Here is a 16855-nt window from a genome sequence, read left to right as displayed (position 1 = left end):
TACGGCACTTTAGTAATTATTGCATTCTGAAAACTACCGGAATAGAATATTTCACAGCCACCGGTTTGCCTTGCTGTGTTCCCGGTGTCCACTTAGGCATATGGCTGACAACGCGTAATGCCTCCTTGTCAAGATAAGGATCAACGGACCGGACTACCTTGGGATCAGTGACATTACCTTCTTTGTCGATGATAATTTGAATGATTACCCGGCCGGATATGCCTATGTCTCCTTGTGCTATGGGGCCTTCATATTTTATGTTTCGGGCCAGATATTCCATCAAGGCTTTGGTACCTCCGGGAAATTCCGGCATATTGTCACAGGCGGACACATACGCTTCGTTGTCCTCAGGAACTTCTCCTTCGATGGGCTCTTCGTCTATTACGACCAGTGTATCTATTGCCGTGCTATCTTGTAAATTGCATGGAATTTCTCCCACCATCGGTATAGAAGGCGGTGCTGAAACATCTTTAATATTCGGAGTATCGATTTTTAAGGCTATATCTCCTTCCATCTCCATACAGATTGTTTCCGTTGTATCAGTTTCGGCAATACTGTCGTAAGTAGAAATATGATCCGGTTTCTTCGGACTTGTACATGATGTCAGTGGTGCTGTTGCCACCAATCCTGCAGATATACCTAACACTGTGATTGCTTTTCCTGCCATTCTTTTCCGTTCCAACTGTTGTTCTAGATAACGGACTTCCGCTTCACATTTGGGGCATGTGCCTAAGCACTCGCCTTGATATTGGCATTCGGAAGTGATGAATTCAATATCATTCGCTTCGGCTATTTGCCGGCGGATCTCTTTTAAAATCCTACAAGTCTGTTTTCCTCGTTTCATAAGCATTATCTGTATTTAAGTCCGGTAGGTAAACCGATCGAAATCGGACAATCCGATTTCTTTCAGTTGATGTATACTGTTCTTTATATCTGTTTCCGTATTGTATGACGGGATGTGAGGAACGCGAACAGTGATTTGTTTCGCTTTTCCTTGTATCACCAACCAACGGAGATTCTCGATGACACGCGTATTACTTTTCCCGGTATATGTTTCGTAACGATCATTATTCATATCTTTAATATCGACGATATAACAATCGACCACTGGTAATAATCTTTCTATATTCTCTTGTGGCACGTTCAGAGATGTTTCAATGGTTATTTTCCAGCCGGTGCCGCAGAGTCTCCTGAATTCACTGATAAAGTTACTTTGCAGTGCCGGTTCTCCACCTCCGAATGTAACACCTCCATGGGTAGCAAGGAAGTACAGTTCGTCTATTTTAACTTCTTCATAGAGCTGTTCACAGTCATATTGTTTCCAGACTCCCTCTTGGGCAAATGATTGGGGATTCAGGCAATATTTGCAACGCAGGGGACATCCGTGGAATGCTACGAGTGTTGTCACCCCTTCACCGTCTGTGGTAAGCCGATGTCTGCTAATACCTATTAGAGTTGCTGTTTTCATTTCTCTTGCTATCAATTGCGTACTTTCTCTATTTTACTTTCGTCTACATACCACAGATAACCGCTGATATTGCTATATCCCATCCTCGTTAGTAATTGCATGTATCCCTGCACCTGCTTGTTGTACTTTTTGTTCGGTTTACCAAATTTGAAGTCCACTACCACTACTTGCCCGTTCTGCATCATTACCCTGTCCGGTCGGCGGGTTTGCAATACTCCGTCTTCTTTATATATAATGGCACATTCATTGAACAATTGCCAACGTCCTGAGTACCACTCTTGTATTTCGGGCATGGAGAAAGCCTTATGAGTCACTTCCCGTATCTCTTCTTCCACTTTGCGGCTACCGATAACGCCTTCAAAGATCAATCTTTCTATGGCCGTATCAATGTCTTTTTCCGTTTCAATAGCCGAGAACAGAGTATGTAGCAAGCGTCCACGATTGATAAAACGATCTTCCGACTCTTCTTCCTCAATTCCTTTGATGAAGTCCGCTGAGCGATTGGATTGCCGGAACTCTATCTCATGCCGCATGGACTCCATTCTGACCGGCAGTTTCTCTGCTTTCCGGGTAAGCTTGTTGGCAGATATTTTTTTCTTCTCTTCCGAAGAGGGACAAAGTTCTCCTTGTTCATAGGGCTCTTCTTCGTCCCATTCTGTCCCATTTTTGTGTGCTACTTCTGGTAGGGCTGCAGTGAGCAATTCCGACATTGTATTGCGTTGTCCTTTTCGACTCCATACTATCAGATTTTTTCCGGCACGGGTAAAGGCTACGTAAAGCAGATTCAGATTATCCACCCATAGTTGCAGGCGTTCTTGCAGGTAGTCTTCCCGGTATACGGATTCCGCCATCTGTGTAGAGTAGTTGACGGGGACGATATCAAGCTCGTTGAATGGTGCTGCTGCCGGAGTACACCACACGAGCTGATTATTGGTCTCATTTTCCATTTTCCAATCACAGAAAGGCAGGAGTACTGTGTGAAACTCCAGTCCTTTCGACTTATGGATTGAGAATATACGTATTCCTTCTATCTCTCCACTGGGAATAGTCTTGTTGCATAATGTTTCCTCCCAAAAGCGGATAAAACTATCCAACTCAGAAGAATTACTTTGCAGATAGTCTGTTACAGCATCAAAGAAAGCAAACAGGTAAGCATCCTGAGCACTGATAAGGTTCATTTCGAAGATACTGAATAGCTCTTCCAGCAACTCATAAAGAGGCATTAACCTTAGAGTCTTTATGTTTTCAATAAAAGCTTCCGGTAATAACTCTTTGGGTGCTCCTGTAAGCAATGCATCCAATTCTCCCTCAAAACCTTTAATTTTTAATTGGTAATTCATAATTAGTGAAGCCCTTGCTATCCGGTTTTCCGGATCAGAAAGGTAGCGTAGTGCATCTATCATCATACAGATGGCAAGTGAAGCATCCAGCCGGAAGGCTTCATCAGATACAATTTTGTATTGTAGTGTTTTGTCAAAATAATCTGCAATACGGGGGATACTTTTATTTTTGCGGACAAGAATGGCGATATCGTTCTGCTTCACTCCTGAGTTCAGCAACTGTTCCACTTCTTCACCCAGGCTTATAAGTGTTTTTTCTGTGTAGTCATGCTCTTCATCCGGTTCAAGGAAAGAGACTTTGACGTATCCCATCTGTTTCTCTTTAGGAGATTCTTGTGCTACGTCTGAATAGGCTTTTTGCAATGCTTCACAGTCGGTGCTCAATTCATTCTTATACAGAGTGTTCAGGTACTCTACTGCTGCTGTAAATAGTTCGTTGTTAAACCGTATGACATTCGTTTCGCTTCTTCGGTTGATCTTTAGTGTTTCCACACGAATCGGAAAGTGTTCTATCCGGTCATTCAATCCGTTAAGTATTCCCCAGTCACCATTTCTCCAACGATAAATAGATTGTTTCACATCGCCTACTATCAAACTGTCGGCTCCCTGAGAGAGTCCTTCCAATAATAACAATTTGAAATTTCCCCATTGCATCCGGCTGGTATCCTGAAACTCATCTATCATTACGTTTCGGATATTCGTTCCTATCTTTTCGAATACAAAAGAAGAGTCACCGTCTTTGACCAATTGGTGGAGTAGGGCATTGGTATCTGATAATAGAAAGCGGTTATTTTCCCGGTTCAGTTGGCGTACTTCTTCGTCTATATTGGCCAGTAGCTGCACTTTGTTGAGATGCTGCATGGAGAGCCGGCAACTGTTTACGATCTTGTTATTCCTGGACCGGAATTTCTCTGCTTCGTTCAGCAAAGGCATCAGACTGTCGGCAGCTAAACGAAGTATATCTTCATAACGCGGAGAGGTTTTTGCTGCCCAGTTCTTCTCATCACTCAAACATTTTTCTACCGTTGTATTACGGATATCATCACCAAGTATCCCATTATTGAGTTTTCGAAAATAGCTTCCTATTCCGCGCGAACCATTCTTCAGATCGTCTGCAGTTAATGCATGTCCGTCCAGTTCTCCTTCAAACTGATCGTAGAAGCCTTTCATTTGTTCAAGGGCTTCCGTCTCCATTTCCTTTAGTTCACGACGGTAGTTTTTTATAATTTCCGGATTTTCAATCAGCTTTTGCCGAAGTCCTTCCCCCTTTTCTATGTATCCTTCGTCGAATATATTGCGGCCAAAACTTTTCACTTCTTCCGACACATTCCAGCGTTTATCATCTGCAATACGTTCATCGATATAATTCAGTAACCAGGCAAGCACGGGAGAGGTAGGGGCCAGTTTTTCAATCATGCTGTCTACTGCATCACTCAGCACTTCGCTGTTGTTCAGTTCGATATTCAGATTGGGGCTTAGCTCAAGTTCGCGTGCCAGGTTACGCATCACAGACTGAAAGAAAGAGTCTATTGTTTCTACACGAAAACGACTGTAATCGTGTAACATATAGCTAAGAGCTATTCCGGCCGATTTTCGTATTTCATCAGTTTGCTTTCCCGTTTCTTCTATGATCCGTTTCAGGTAAGCATCAGAATCCGGATCTTCAGTCCAAATACCATAAAGCTGGCTGAGAATACGTTCTTTCATTTCGGCCGTAGCTTTATTCGTAAAGGTCACAGCAAGTATTTGGCGGTAGGCACGCGGATTAAGAATAAGTAGTTTGATGTATTCTACAGCAAGCGTAAAAGTCTTCCCGGAGCCGGCAGAGGCTTTATATACTAAGAGTTCCATGTAGTTTTGATTTGTAGGCAAAGATAATACAAACTGAGTGCAGAATAAAATGAAAGAGTTTATTTTTTATGTGAAGGTGCAGCTTATTTTTGCTATGGGATGCCTCTAAACGATATTATTGTCCTTACCCGGTGTTGTGCTTTGTCTTTCTCGAAAAGGAACATTCTTTTTCTCGGTGCCCTGTTTTGTTTTACATGTACATGTCATACTGTCCCACATGCACATGTCGTACTGCTTTACATGTACATCTAAAACAACGTTGTCTACCGGGACTTCGTGCGTTACTCTATGAGACAGGACTTTATCAATACAGGAGAAAGTAACGGTAGAGGTTATTAAACCCCAAACTGATTAGGTTAAAATAGAATTTCAATTACTGATACGCATTATTGGCGGATTGATATGTGATATCTCTTCTCTTTTTATATTTCAATTTAGAGAAACTTTGTTAAAGTGTAATAGGGAACAGGATTCATTTGTATGAAAATGCAAGTAAAATTCGTTTTAATTAAGAAAAAAGGTCAAAACTTGTTGCTGATAATAGTTCATATTGATAGTTTTATTATCTTTGTCGTCCCCTTTCTTCTATAGAGTAGAATGAAATAACAGATAATTGATAGATTAACTTGATGAAATTTAGAACAAGCCTGCTGATTACGGTGGCCACAGGTGCTTTCCTGTGCGGTCCTTCCGTTGTATTGTATGCCGGAAATCCGACTCCCGATTCTATGGGATGGTTCCGCAAGAAAAAGAAAAGTGAATCCAACGACAGTATTAAATCCAAAAATGAGTATGAGAAACTGACCGGAGATGGTAGTATCGTTCGTCGTGGTATGTTTAACGTATATCAGAAAAAGAACGACTATTATTTTGAGGTTCCGGCGAGTTTGCTGGGTAGAGATATGTTGGTAGTGAATAAACTGCAACGTGTTCCTGCTGAATTGAATGAAGCGGGAGTGAACCGTGGCGTTAACTACGAAAACCAGATGGTACGTTTCGAACTTGATAAAGCAACCAATAAGTTGCTTATCCGTCAGAGTCGTCCGTTGCCTCTTTCACCTGCCGAAGATGCCATCAGTCAATCGGTACGTGATAACTATATTTCTCCATTGATCGCTGGTTTTAAGATTGAGGCATTTAATAATGACTCAACAATGATGGTTGTTAAGGTGAACGACATTTATGATGGTACGGAAACAAGCATCAATAATGTGTTTACCAATATTAATTTAGGTACATCTTCTATAAAGAACTTATCACGGATCCTTTCTATTAAGTCGTTTGAGAACAATGTGGTAGCTACCTCCGAGTTAACAACGAAAGTAACAGAAGGAACCACTTCCGTATATGTCACTGTAGAAGTAAGCTCTTCACTGATGCTTCTTCCGGAGAAACCAATGACAGGCAGATTGGATAATGCACGTGTAGGCTATTTTACGAATCCGTTATTGAGTTATAGTGACGGGCAACAACGAGTGGATACAAAACGATTTATCACTCGTTGGCGATTGGAACCGAAACCGGAAGATCGTGAACGTTACTTGCGTGGCGAGTTGGTAGAACCTGCTAAACCGATTGTGTTTTATATTGAAAATTCTACTCCTTACCGTTGGCGTAAGTATATCAAACAAGGTATTGAAGACTGGCAGATGGCTTTTGAACGTGCCGGTTTTAAAAATGCCATTATCGCAAAAGAGGTTACAGATAGCATGACGATAGATATGGATGACGTGAATTATTCTGTGCTGACTTATGCTGCTTCTACAAAAGCCAATGCGATGGGACCGTCTATTCTTGATCCGCGTTCGGGAGAAATTCTTGAGGCAGATATCATGTGGTGGCACAATGTATTGGGTATGTTGCAGGAATGGATTACGGTGCAGACGGGTGCTATCCGTCCTGAGGCCCGTGGAGTGAAACTCTCTGATGAACTGATGGGAGATGCTATGCGCTTCGTAGCGTGCCATGAAGTAGGTCACTCTTTGGGACTTCGTCATAACATGATGGGGTCATGGGCATTTCCTACAGACTCATTGCGTTCCAAGTCATTTACAGACCGTATGAATTCCACTTCTTCCTCTATCATGGACTATGCCCGTTTTAACTATGTGGCACAGCCGGGTGATGGGGTGACGGTACTTTCTCCGCATATTGGTCCGTATGATATCTTTGCTATTGAATACGGATATCGTTGGTACGGTAAGGAAACTCCGGAAGCGGAAAAAGAGCTGCTTTATGATTTCTTAGGTCGCCATACTGACCGCCTTTATAAGTATAGCGAAGCGCAGGATGTACGTGATGCTGTAGATCCACGTGCTCAGAACGAAGATTTAGGTGATGATGCAGTGCGTTCTTCTCTTTTGGGTATTGAGAACCTGAAACGTATCGTGCCGCAGATTATCCAGTGGACTACTACCGGCGAGAAAGGACAAACCTACGAAGAAGCTTCACGTTTGTACTATGCTGTTATCAATCAGTGGAACAACTATCTTTATCATGTGATGGCCAACATTGGTGGTATCTATATTGAGAATACGGTTGTTGGTGATGGGCAGAAGACTTATACTTTCGTAGAGAAAGAGAAACAACAAGCTGCATTGAAATTCTTGCTTGATGAAGTTCTGACTTATCCTAAATGGCTGTTTGATACAGAAGTAGGAGAATACACTTATTTGCTCCGCAACACTCCGTTGGGTGTAGTAGAGAATGCTCCTACGCTGATACTAAAGAATGCACAATCATATATTCTATGGGATTTGTTATCAAACAATCGTTTGATGCGTATGCTCGAAAATGAGTCGGTGAATGGTAAGAAGGCTTTTACTGCTGTGGATCTGATGGATGGTTTGCATCGTAGTATTTTTGCTACTACCGAACGTGGTGCAATACCTGACGTTATGACTCGTGCCCTGCAGAAGAATTTCCTGGATGCCTTGATTACTGCTGCTGCCGAAAGTGAAGGTGTAAAGATCAACAAAAAACTGATGGATGATCATTTCTTGTTGAATCATCAGGAGCCTGCGTGTAGTTGTGATGAGTATGCACATCATTCATTAGATAGTGATCGTATGGGGGCTCGTCGCGAATTAAACTTCTACGGTTCGCAGTTGAATCGTATTTCAGATGCAATCTCTGTGAAACGCGGTGAGTTGCTTCGTATAAAAGACTTGTTGCAGAGTCGTCTGGGAACATCAGACACAGCTACAAAGTATCATTATAAAGATATGATTCTGCGCATTAACACTGCGCTGGGTTTGAAATAATCATTGAAATAGTAGCTAATTAAAATTATATTCGTAATTATTGATGAAAAGAATAATCAGTTATTTATTATTTTCTCTTTGCTGCATCATTGCCTTTGGAGCAAATGCAGCGGAAAGGAAGATCACAGGTGTGGTTATTGCTGGTGATTACAAAGAGCCTCTGATTGGAGCCTCGGTATTTGTGTCATCAGAGATCCTAAAGAAAGCAGGGAGTTCCCAGACTACTTTAGGAGTGATAACGGACATGGACGGAAAGTTCACTATCAACGTGCCTGATGGAGTGACCACTCTTCAGTGCAGCTATGTAGGATATGAATCACAAACCATACATCTGGTTGCCGGAAAAAGCAGTTATGAGATTGTTCTGCAACCGTCGGCGCATATGCTCGATGCGGTTGTTGTAACAGGATATCAAACGATTGAACGCCGCAAATTGACAGCTGCGGTTACTAAACTGGATATTACAGATGATAAGATTGGTTCGGTAATGAGTATTGATCAGGCACTTTCCGGCCAGGTAGCCGGCTTGTCTTCTATTGCTTCTTCGGGAGCTCCTGGGGCAGCTCCTAAGATCCGTATTCGTGGTACTGCCTCTTTGAATGGTACGCAAGACCCTCTTTGGGTGCTTGACGGTGTGCCGATGACAGGAACAGAGATTCCGACAATGGAAGACTTGAAAGATATAGACAATATATATCAGTCGGCTATTGCGGGTTTGAATCCTGCGGATATTGAAAGTATTACAGTATTGAAGGATGCTGCAGCAACGGCCATTTATGGTGCACGTGCTGCCAATGGTGTGATCGTGATTACTACGAAAAATGGTAAGGCTGGTAAACCTCAGATTACTTTCTCTACCAAGCTGTCTTACTCTCCTAAATTCAATATTGATCGTTTAAACTTATTAAGTTCGGATGAAAAAGTGAATCTGGAACTTGATCTATTGGGAAGTGACTATACCTATCGTGAAAATAAAGGTGAAGTAGCACGTATCATATCTCGTTATGGCTTGACAGGTGCTTATAAGAATGGCGGATGGAATGCGCTTAGTTCTGATGCACAAAATGATATTAATAAATTGCGGTCAATAAATACAGATTGGAATGATATTTTATTCCGTGGAACTTTTAACCAGGAATACAATGTAAGTCTTTCCGGAGGTTCTGAAAAAGCTACCTATTATACTTCTTTAGGTTATTATGATGAGAAAGGAAACGTACAAGGGGTAGAAGCTAATCGTTTAAATATGGTGTTGAAGACTTCTTATAAGATAAATAAGATGTTAAAGGTCGGGGCATCGTTGTTCGCAAATAGAAGGAAAAGTAAAGCGAATTTAACAGATAAAGACGGTTTTACAAATCTTGTATATTATTCTCGTAGAGCAAATCCTTATCAAACACCTTATGATGAAAATGGTAATTATGTTTATGATATTGACATTCAGGGAAAAGGAGATTCTGATTTGATGTTTAATGTGTTTGAAGAAAGAAATAACACTTCATATGAACAGACTACTAATGCTTTGTCGGCTATATTTGATGTAGAGCTTCGTTTCAATGATAGATTTAAAGCTACTTCGCAAGTTGGAATGCAATTAGATGCAGTATCTAAGGAGTCTATAGCAGATCATGATACATATGCAATGCGTAAGGATAAGGAGTTTACTACAATTGCTTCTTTAGGCAATAAATCTTTCCTCCCTGATGGTGGAAAACATACAGAAGCTGCAAATACTAATTCTCAGATAAATTGGAAAACTCAGGCGGAATATCGTGATTCATATAATGATATTCATGAGTTTGAAATGATGGCGGGAACTGAAATACGTAAAACCTGGTATAATTCTTTGAATAGTACGGGGTACGGATTTGATCGTAAAACTTTAACTACCAAACCTGTGATTTTCCCAAATGAATCATGGGCTCGTTCCTATCCATTGCATACCAAAAACTATGTGGAGAATGCTTATGCTTCTTTCTTTTCAACAGCTTCTTATTCTCTACTACAACGTTATACAGTAGGAGGAAGTGTACGTTTTGATGGCTCTGATATTTTTGGAGTTTCTAAGAAATATCGTTTTTTACCTTTGTATTCATTCAGTGGATTGTGGAGAATCAGTAATGAGCCATTTATGAAAGATTTTAAGAAAATCGATAATTTAGTGATAAGGGCTTCTTATGGTGTACAAGGAAATATAGATAAAAGTACCTCATCGTATGTGATGGGAAACTATATGAATGTCAGTATGTTACCTGGAGTTACTGAAGATCTTATTTCTCTGGGTAATCCTCCGAATAAACGATTGCGTTGGGAGAAAACAAAAACTATGAACTTTGGAACAGACATTGCATTGTTTAACAATGCTCTGAATGTAACTGTAGATTATTATCGTCGTAAAGGTACAGATTTGATAGCTCTGCGCATGTTGCCACTTGAAACAGGGTTTCTATCGACAATGGTTAATTGGGCAAGTATGCGTAATGAAGGTTTTGAGGTAGCTTTGACTACTCGTAATATTAATCGTAATGGATTTACTTGGTTTACAAACTTTAATTTAGGATATAACCAAAATAAGGTTTTACGTGAGACTGTACCAGCCAATCAGACAACTCCTGGGCGCGAAGGCTATCCTGTAGGTGCCCTTTTTGCTTATAAAACCGCTGGACTTGATGAGGAAGGTTATCCGTTATTTTATAATAAGGCCGGTGAGAAAGTGACTGCCGAACAATTGTTGAAACTCAACAGTGCAGGAGCGAGTACTTTGAGTGCTGAAGAGCAACGTAACCTCTATTCGTATATTGGTTCTACTGATCCGTTATTCTCTGGTGGTTTTGTAAATACATTTAATATAAAGCGCTTTGAAGTGGTGGTGAACTTTATTTTTAATCTGAAGATGTATTCTCGTGTTGCACCTTCTTATTCTCCTACTAATTTTGATCGTGGAATGAATACTAACCGGGATATTTTAAATAGATGGTCGCCTACAAATACTAATACAAATTTTCCGGTATTAATGACTGATAGCAAGCGTAAAGCAGAATATACACAGTATTCAGAGTATCCTCTATATCAAATGTTGGATACGTGGGTGAAACGTTCAGACCATGTGAGATTACAAAGTCTTCGTTTCGGTTATAAAATACCTGAATCGGTTCTTCGTACTTTAAATATTGCTTCTGCAACGGTAGCTTTGGAAGGCCGTAACTTATTTGTCTTTGGAGCTAATTATGATAACTTTATGGATCCGGAAACAATGAGTAACCAGTTTGCACAGCCGATTCCAAAATCATTTACGTTCAGTCTTAATGTAAATTTTTAAACAGCTGATGATGATAAAGAATATAAAATTAGTTTGTGTCTTATTATGTATCGCAACTTTATATAGTTGTGACAAGTATTTGGATATCCAGCCTGTTGGACAAGTGATTCCCCGAACTGCTAAAGAATTCAGAGCACTACTCGCAGAGGCTTATAATTATGTACCGGAGGATAGAGGGTTGGCTGCTTTTCGTTCTGATGAAATGTTAATGGACGCTTCTCTTGCCACAGAAGACTTAAATTCATTTAAAGATATATGGATATGGAATGACGTGAGTGCTTCAGAAACTACCACCAGTTTTAAGTGGCGTGAATTTTACCGGGCATTGTTTACTGCCAACTATACGATTGAATCAGAAAATATGATTGAGGAAGGTACTGCTGACGAGGTGAGGCAATTAGTTGGTGAGTCTTATATGTTGCGAGCTTACGTACACTTCCTGTTGGTAAATTTATATGGTGAGCCTTACACTCATTGTGATCCGGCGACCTCTAAGGCTATTCCTCTTAAATTGAATAGTGATACGGAGGCTGTGCTAACTCGTAATACAGTAGGTGAAGTTTATAGCTCTATTTTATCAGATCTTGTAGAAGCCGAAAAATATTTGAACGTAGATAAATGGGAGTTGGGCTATAATTATCGTTTTACTACGCTGGCTGTAAATGCTTTACGCTCTCGTGTCTATTTGTATATGGGAGATTGGGCAAAGTCTCTTGAAGCTTCTGAAGCTGTGTTAAGTGTGAATAATCAGTTAGTTGATATGTCATCGTCGACAATACTGCCTAATGAATATAACTCTTCTGAAAATATTTTAGCATTAGAAGAAGTAATGAATGCTCAATATGTGCGTGCTGCTAAGGTGGCTACCTCGTTATGGAAGTTATATGGAACAGGGGATTTGCGTAAATCGAAATACTTTAAACAAGTTACTGCATCTAACATTCAGGTCATTAAAGGTGGAAGTAATCAGTATCGTTGTTCATTCAGAGTCGGTGAGATATATTTGAATGCTGCTGAGGCTGCTTTGATGACAGGTGAGGCTGCGATAGATGTAGCTCGTGAAAACTTACTTACTCTTATGGAGAAAAGATATACGGCTAATGCTTATGCAACAAAAGAAGCAGCCGTAAATGCCATGGGCCGCGATGAGTTATTGCAGGAGATATATAATGAACGTACCCGTGAATTGGCTTTTGAAGGACATCGTTGGTTTGATCTTCGTAGGACAACACGTCCCCGTCTGGAAAAGACGTTTGGTGGAACAAGTTATGTACTTGAGGAAAATGATTCTCGCTATACCATTCGTATTCCAAGTGAAGCAATAGAAGCCAATCCTGGGTTGGCAAACTAAGTTGGAGGTATCTTTGTTATGGTTGTAATGTTTTTCATTTAGCCATAACAAAGACTTATATATATTTTTTATGTCTAATTTATAACAAAGATTGTTTATGAGAAAAGTATTACTTTTAGCTTTGTGTGTGGCTGCATCAGTTGTAGCGCAAGGACAACCGACCGTGAATAACAGTTGGACAAAGTCTCAGACGGGTATTCTTCCTATTGAGGATGTAAATAACAGTAATCCTGTAGCTCTTTCTGCACAGGGAGATATGTATGTAACGGGTTTATTTGCCGGAGATGGTTTTTCATTTGCAGGTACAGATTTGGCTCCGATTGCCGTGAGTTCCTACTTATTGAAGTATGGCGCAGATGGCACAGAAAAGTGGGGGGTAGCTTTAGCTGGTGCTGCTACTATTAAGGCTATAACTACTGATGCGTCTGGAAATGTTTATATTGCAGGTAACTTTGCGGATGTAGTAGAGTTTGGCAGTACAGATGGAAATGCGGTAGAGAAAGAAGGAATGAAAAAGGGCGATGCATATGTTGCTGAACGGGCTGCCGGTTTTGTTGCAAAGTATGATGTGAATGGTGTGTTGAAGGCTGTACAGAGTTTTGTACCACAAGGCTTGCCAGAGTTAGTGGCAGGTGGAATGTATGAACCAGAACCAGGGGCTTTATATTTTGATATTAATAAATTAGAATATAATAATGGAAAATTATATGCTTCAGCACTTTATACCGGATTAACTCAAAATAATGATTTTTCGTTTAAGGGAAATTATTTAGATATTATGGGATGGGGGATATATTCAGACTTATCTTCTGGAGCTGTATTCTCTTTAGATGAAGATTTGAATGTTAGTGGTATTATTGCTTCTATGGCTGTATCAGAGTCTCAAATGGAAAGTCAGATGTTTGTTAAGTCTGCCACATTTACGGTTGCAGGCAATGAACTTTATTCTGGATTTATGGCTGTAGGTAATGTTACATTGACAATAGGTTCAAAAGATGAGAAATTTGAACTAGCTATGTCTGAAGATGGTACTATAGAATATGGACATATTATTTCTGCTATTAATTTGGATAATAATACATCTTCTACCAAAAAATATTCAACCACTCATAGTATAGGTAATTACTGTTTTATAAAATCTATGGAAGTAAAAGGCGATGCTTTATTAATTGCTGGTTCATTTAACACAAAGTTAGCATTTGATTCAAGTAAAGAGTCTGTTTCTACTAATGATTTATACCTTGCTGTCCTAAATAAAAGTTCTTTGGAAGTCACTTCTACAGTAACCTCAAAAGTAAATGAAGGTGAACAGAATCAGAAGAATGAAGAATTCGGAGGTATGACTATTTGTGGTGATTATGCTTATATGATTGGGTATACAGCAGATGCAAAATCTCATGCTGCCGAAACTCCTCTTGCTTTCTGGGTTAATATCTCTAATGGTACCATGACTCAATCAAACCCTGCCAACCTTACTACCGGTGTAGCTGCTTTAGGAACTAAATTGGCTACTGCTCAGACAAAAGTTGCTAATGATAAGTTGGAAAACATCTTCTCATTAAACGAAGTTACAGGTGGCGGTGGTACAGGTATCTCTTCTACTGATCAGGGAACTGGTGTATCTGTTTATCCTAATCCGGTAGTTGATGTATTGAACTTTACAACTCCTTGTAATGTTGCTGTCATTAACTTAATGGGAGTAACAGTAAAACAGGCTGAGAACGTGTCGAACTTAAATGTATCTGATTTGATAAACGGACAGTATATTGTTAAAGTTACTACGGAAGATGGTACAAGTACTGTTAAAGTGATTAAGAAATAAAGGAATCTTCCTTTTTTGGGGAAAAATAGAAGGTTGTCTCAGGTAAAACTGAGATAACCTTTTTTTTATGATTAATGACTCCCAATTTATATAGAACTTATCTTTGAATTGAAGAAGAATAACGAGATTGTACACTTTAGTATAACAGGATTGTACAGTCTTGTCATACAAAAGTATACAATCCTGCTATGCAAAAGTGTACAGTTTTTTAGATGCTGATTATCAGTGTTTTATAAATGTATATTCCTATGCTATTTTATATGATTTATGTGTTAGGATAAAATCAATCAGGTAGTGCCCTGCTATGTGTAGAGTTCTATAGTTGAAAGATCCGAAAAGCTGATCATTACTCCCATAAGATAAACTGATTGCTCCATCAACAAAGTATTTTGGTGAGAATAACTTGTATAGTGTTTGATTCATAATGAAGAATTGATTTTGAATAAAATTAATATCATATTTAATTTTATTCAAAAATATGTTTGATTTATTTAATTATCTATCTATATTTGCAAATATAATGATGAACTTCTAAAAAAAATATCATGAAACGTATCAGTTTAATCTTCGTTAGTTTATTTTCTTGTTGTTGCTTTCTTTGTCAGGCACAATTGATGCCATTGAATGGTGAGACCGTAACTCTGGATACCAAGGAAGGAGATATTAATGGAGAATTGCTTCTTCCCAATGGTGGGAAGACATATCCGGTCGTGTTATTAATTGCTGGTTCCGGTCCGACGGATATGGATGGGAATTCGGCTATTGGTAATATGAAAAACAACTCATTAAAGTTTCTTGCAGAAGGACTGGCTGCCAATGGAATCGCTTCACTGCGCTTTGATAAGCGGGGGATAGCTACCAGTGCGGCTGCCGGAAAAGAAGAATCTCTGCTGCGTTTTGAAGACTATGTAAACGATGTAAAAGGGTGGATTAATTATCTGGCTAAAGATAAAAGGTTTACTGGTATTACTGTGGTAGGGCATAGCGAAGGTTCTTTGATCGGGATGTTGGCTTGTGTGAATCAGCCTGAAGTGAAAGCTTTGGTTTCTCTGGCAGGGGCAGGGCGTCCGGCTTATGAAGTGATTGAAGAGCAGGTTGCTTCTCAGCCGGAAATGATAAAGAAAGAAGTTGCTTCTATCAATGAATCTTTGAAAAGTGGTAAAACAGTAGAGCAAGTGTCTATGTATGTGCAGTCTCTGTTTCGTGCTTCGGTTCAGCCTTATTTAATTTCCTGGTATAAATACAACCCTCAGACGGTTATTGCCTCTCTAAAGATACCGGTATTGATCGTTCAGGGTAAAAAAGATATTCAGGTCTCTGTAAAAGATGCCGAACTGTTGAAGAAATCAAAGCCTACAGCAGAATTACTTTTGATTGACTCTATGAATCACGTATTAAAAGATTGTGAGACAATGGAACCTCAGAAGCAAATGTCTATATATACAAACCCTTCTTTACCAGTCAATGCGACTCTTATATCGTCACTGAATACTTTTATAAGGAAATATAATAAAAAATGAGTGAACTAAAGAAACGTCTACCGTTGAAATGTCCTTCTTGTGAAGCCCCACTGAAAGTAGGACGTATGTTTTGTGAGCAATGTGCCACAGAAGTCTGTGGTAGTTTTGAATTACCTTTATTGGCTCGTTTGCCAGAGAAAGAGCAACAGTTTATTATTGATTTTGTGAAATCCAGTGGAAGCCTGAAAGATATGGCCAAAAGTATGGGAGTGAGTTATCCAACCGTACGCAATATATTGGATGATTTGATTGAAAAACTAACTAAAATGAATATATAAAATGAAGAAAAGAATAGAAATACTTATTAATCCGTTTATTCGGATTGCAGGAATGCAGGCATTAGCCTGGGGGATACTGGGACTGGTAATTTCTACATTATTGAGCTGGGCATCCGGCTACCATTATCACGGCTTGCTTCATTTTGGTCCCGCTCCCAATCCCGCCTGGTGGTGCTATTTGGCAGAACATCTTATTGTGTGGTTAGTTCCGGCTACCTTATTCTATTTGGGTGGTCTTATTTTCTCACACTCTAAAATTCGGATTATAGATGTGTTTGGTACTATATTGTTTGCTCAGCTCCCGATGCTTGTGATGAATTTGATAAATTTCCTACCACCCATGCAAGTATTGTCACAAATAGATCCTACGATGTCACCGGCGGAAATACTCTCTATGCCTTATTTTCACTTGGCAATAGTTTTGTCGCTGATTGGTTTCCCGTTTCTGGTCTTTTCTATTATTTGGATGGTGCAGGCATTGAAAGTGTCTTGTAATCTAAAGAAGTCTCATTTGTGGATAGTAGCTGTTATTGGAATTTTGGGTGGTGATGTACTTTGCCGGATTCTCATCCGGTTATTTTATTAATATAATGGTGGTTATTTACAAATTGGATTATCATTAAAGTACAGATCCATATAGATA

10 protein-coding genes are annotated in these 16855 nt (G+C 39.6%); 7 read left to right on the top strand and 3 right to left on the bottom strand.

All coding sequences use genetic code 11. The features are described 5' to 3' along the window. Positions 1–16: 16 nt before the first annotated feature. From K8P02_RS09385 to K8P02_RS09375, 3 genes are read right to left on the bottom strand one after another with little or no spacing between them, the layout of a single operon-like run. The gene (locus K8P02_RS09385; protein WP_025867230.1) at positions 17–844 is read right to left on the bottom strand and encodes an energy transducer TonB; all 828 of its coding nucleotides are present in this window, start codon (positions 842–844) and stop codon (positions 17–19) included. 15 nt (positions 845–859) lie between these two features. Then, positions 860–1468: a radical SAM protein gene (locus K8P02_RS09380; protein WP_025867231.1), complete on the bottom strand. Its 609-nt coding sequence runs from the start codon at positions 1466–1468 to the stop codon at positions 860–862. An 11-nt stretch (positions 1469–1479) separates the two neighbouring features. Beyond that, the gene (locus K8P02_RS09375; protein WP_025867232.1) at positions 1480–4659 is read right to left on the bottom strand and encodes a UvrD-helicase domain-containing protein; all 3180 of its coding nucleotides are present in this window, start codon (positions 4657–4659) and stop codon (positions 1480–1482) included. A gap of 629 nt (positions 4660–5288) precedes the next feature. On the opposite strand from K8P02_RS09375, the gene K8P02_RS09370 reads away from it, so the two are divergent. The 7 genes from K8P02_RS09370 (at position 5289) to K8P02_RS09340 (ending at position 16798) form a co-directional block, all read left to right on the top strand. After that, complete coding sequence (locus K8P02_RS09370; RefSeq protein ID WP_002560643.1) at positions 5289–7922, top strand: zinc-dependent metalloprotease; 2634 nt, start codon at positions 5289–5291, stop codon at positions 7920–7922. A 43-nt stretch (positions 7923–7965) separates the two neighbouring features. After that, positions 7966–11241 carry a SusC/RagA family TonB-linked outer membrane protein gene (locus K8P02_RS09365; protein ID WP_025867233.1) on the top strand — a complete coding sequence of 1092 codons (3276 nt, stop codon included), beginning with the start codon at positions 7966–7968 and terminating at the stop codon, positions 11239–11241. Positions 11242–11248: 7 nt separating this feature from the next. After that, complete coding sequence (locus K8P02_RS09360; RefSeq protein ID WP_044158126.1) at positions 11249–12592, top strand: RagB/SusD family nutrient uptake outer membrane protein; 1344 nt, start codon at positions 11249–11251, stop codon at positions 12590–12592. 97 nt (positions 12593–12689) lie between these two features. Further along, on the top strand, positions 12690–14414 hold the full coding sequence (locus K8P02_RS09355) for a T9SS type A sorting domain-containing protein (protein WP_002560638.1): 1725 nt from the start codon (positions 12690–12692) through the stop codon (positions 14412–14414). A 545-nt stretch (positions 14415–14959) separates the two neighbouring features. Continuing rightward, complete coding sequence (locus K8P02_RS09350; protein ID WP_025867236.1) at positions 14960–15934, top strand: alpha/beta hydrolase family protein; 975 nt, start codon at positions 14960–14962, stop codon at positions 15932–15934. Next, complete coding sequence (locus K8P02_RS09345; RefSeq protein WP_002560633.1) at positions 15931–16212, top strand: DUF2089 family protein; 282 nt, start codon at positions 15931–15933, stop codon at positions 16210–16212. The genes K8P02_RS09350 and K8P02_RS09345 overlap by 4 nt, the downstream gene beginning before the upstream one ends. 1 nt (position 16213) lies before the next feature. Beyond that, positions 16214–16798, top strand: coding sequence for a YIP1 family protein (locus K8P02_RS09340; RefSeq protein ID WP_025867237.1), 585 nt, complete (start codon positions 16214–16216; stop codon positions 16796–16798). The last annotated feature ends 57 nt before the right edge of the window (positions 16799–16855 follow it).

It is taken from the genome of Bacteroides nordii (assembly GCF_019930665.1).
Taxonomy (GTDB): Bacteria; Bacteroidota; Bacteroidia; order Bacteroidales; family Bacteroidaceae; genus Bacteroides; species Bacteroides nordii.
The sequence above is the reverse complement of the archived record's forward strand: the minus strand, read 5'-3'. Positions and strand labels throughout refer to the sequence as shown.

Excerpts from the sequence above, each read along its gene's own strand:
- K8P02_RS09370 (WP_002560643.1), top strand. The coding sequence starts at position 5,289 with ATGAAATTTAGAACAAGCCTGCTGATTACGGTGGCCACAGGTGCTTTC.
- K8P02_RS09350 (WP_025867236.1), top strand. The coding sequence starts at position 14,960 with ATGAAACGTATCAGTTTAATCTTCGTTAGTTTATTTTCTTGTTGTTGC.
- K8P02_RS09345 (WP_002560633.1), top strand. The coding sequence starts at position 15,931 with ATGAGTGAACTAAAGAAACGTCTACCGTTGAAATGTCCTTCTTGTGAA.
- K8P02_RS09380 (WP_025867231.1), bottom strand. The coding sequence starts at position 1,468 with ATGAAAACAGCAACTCTAATAGGTATTAGCAGACATCGGCTTACCACA.
- K8P02_RS09365 (WP_025867233.1), top strand. The coding sequence starts at position 7,966 with ATGAAAAGAATAATCAGTTATTTATTATTTTCTCTTTGCTGCATCATT.
- K8P02_RS09360 (WP_044158126.1), top strand. The coding sequence starts at position 11,249 with ATGATGATAAAGAATATAAAATTAGTTTGTGTCTTATTATGTATCGCA.
- K8P02_RS09355 (WP_002560638.1), top strand. The coding sequence starts at position 12,690 with ATGAGAAAAGTATTACTTTTAGCTTTGTGTGTGGCTGCATCAGTTGTA.
- K8P02_RS09385 (WP_025867230.1), bottom strand. The coding sequence starts at position 844 with ATGAAACGAGGAAAACAGACTTGTAGGATTTTAAAAGAGATCCGCCGG.
- K8P02_RS09375 (WP_025867232.1), bottom strand. The coding sequence starts at position 4,659 with ATGGAACTCTTAGTATATAAAGCCTCTGCCGGCTCCGGGAAGACTTTT.
- K8P02_RS09340 (WP_025867237.1), top strand. The coding sequence starts at position 16,214 with ATGAAGAAAAGAATAGAAATACTTATTAATCCGTTTATTCGGATTGCA.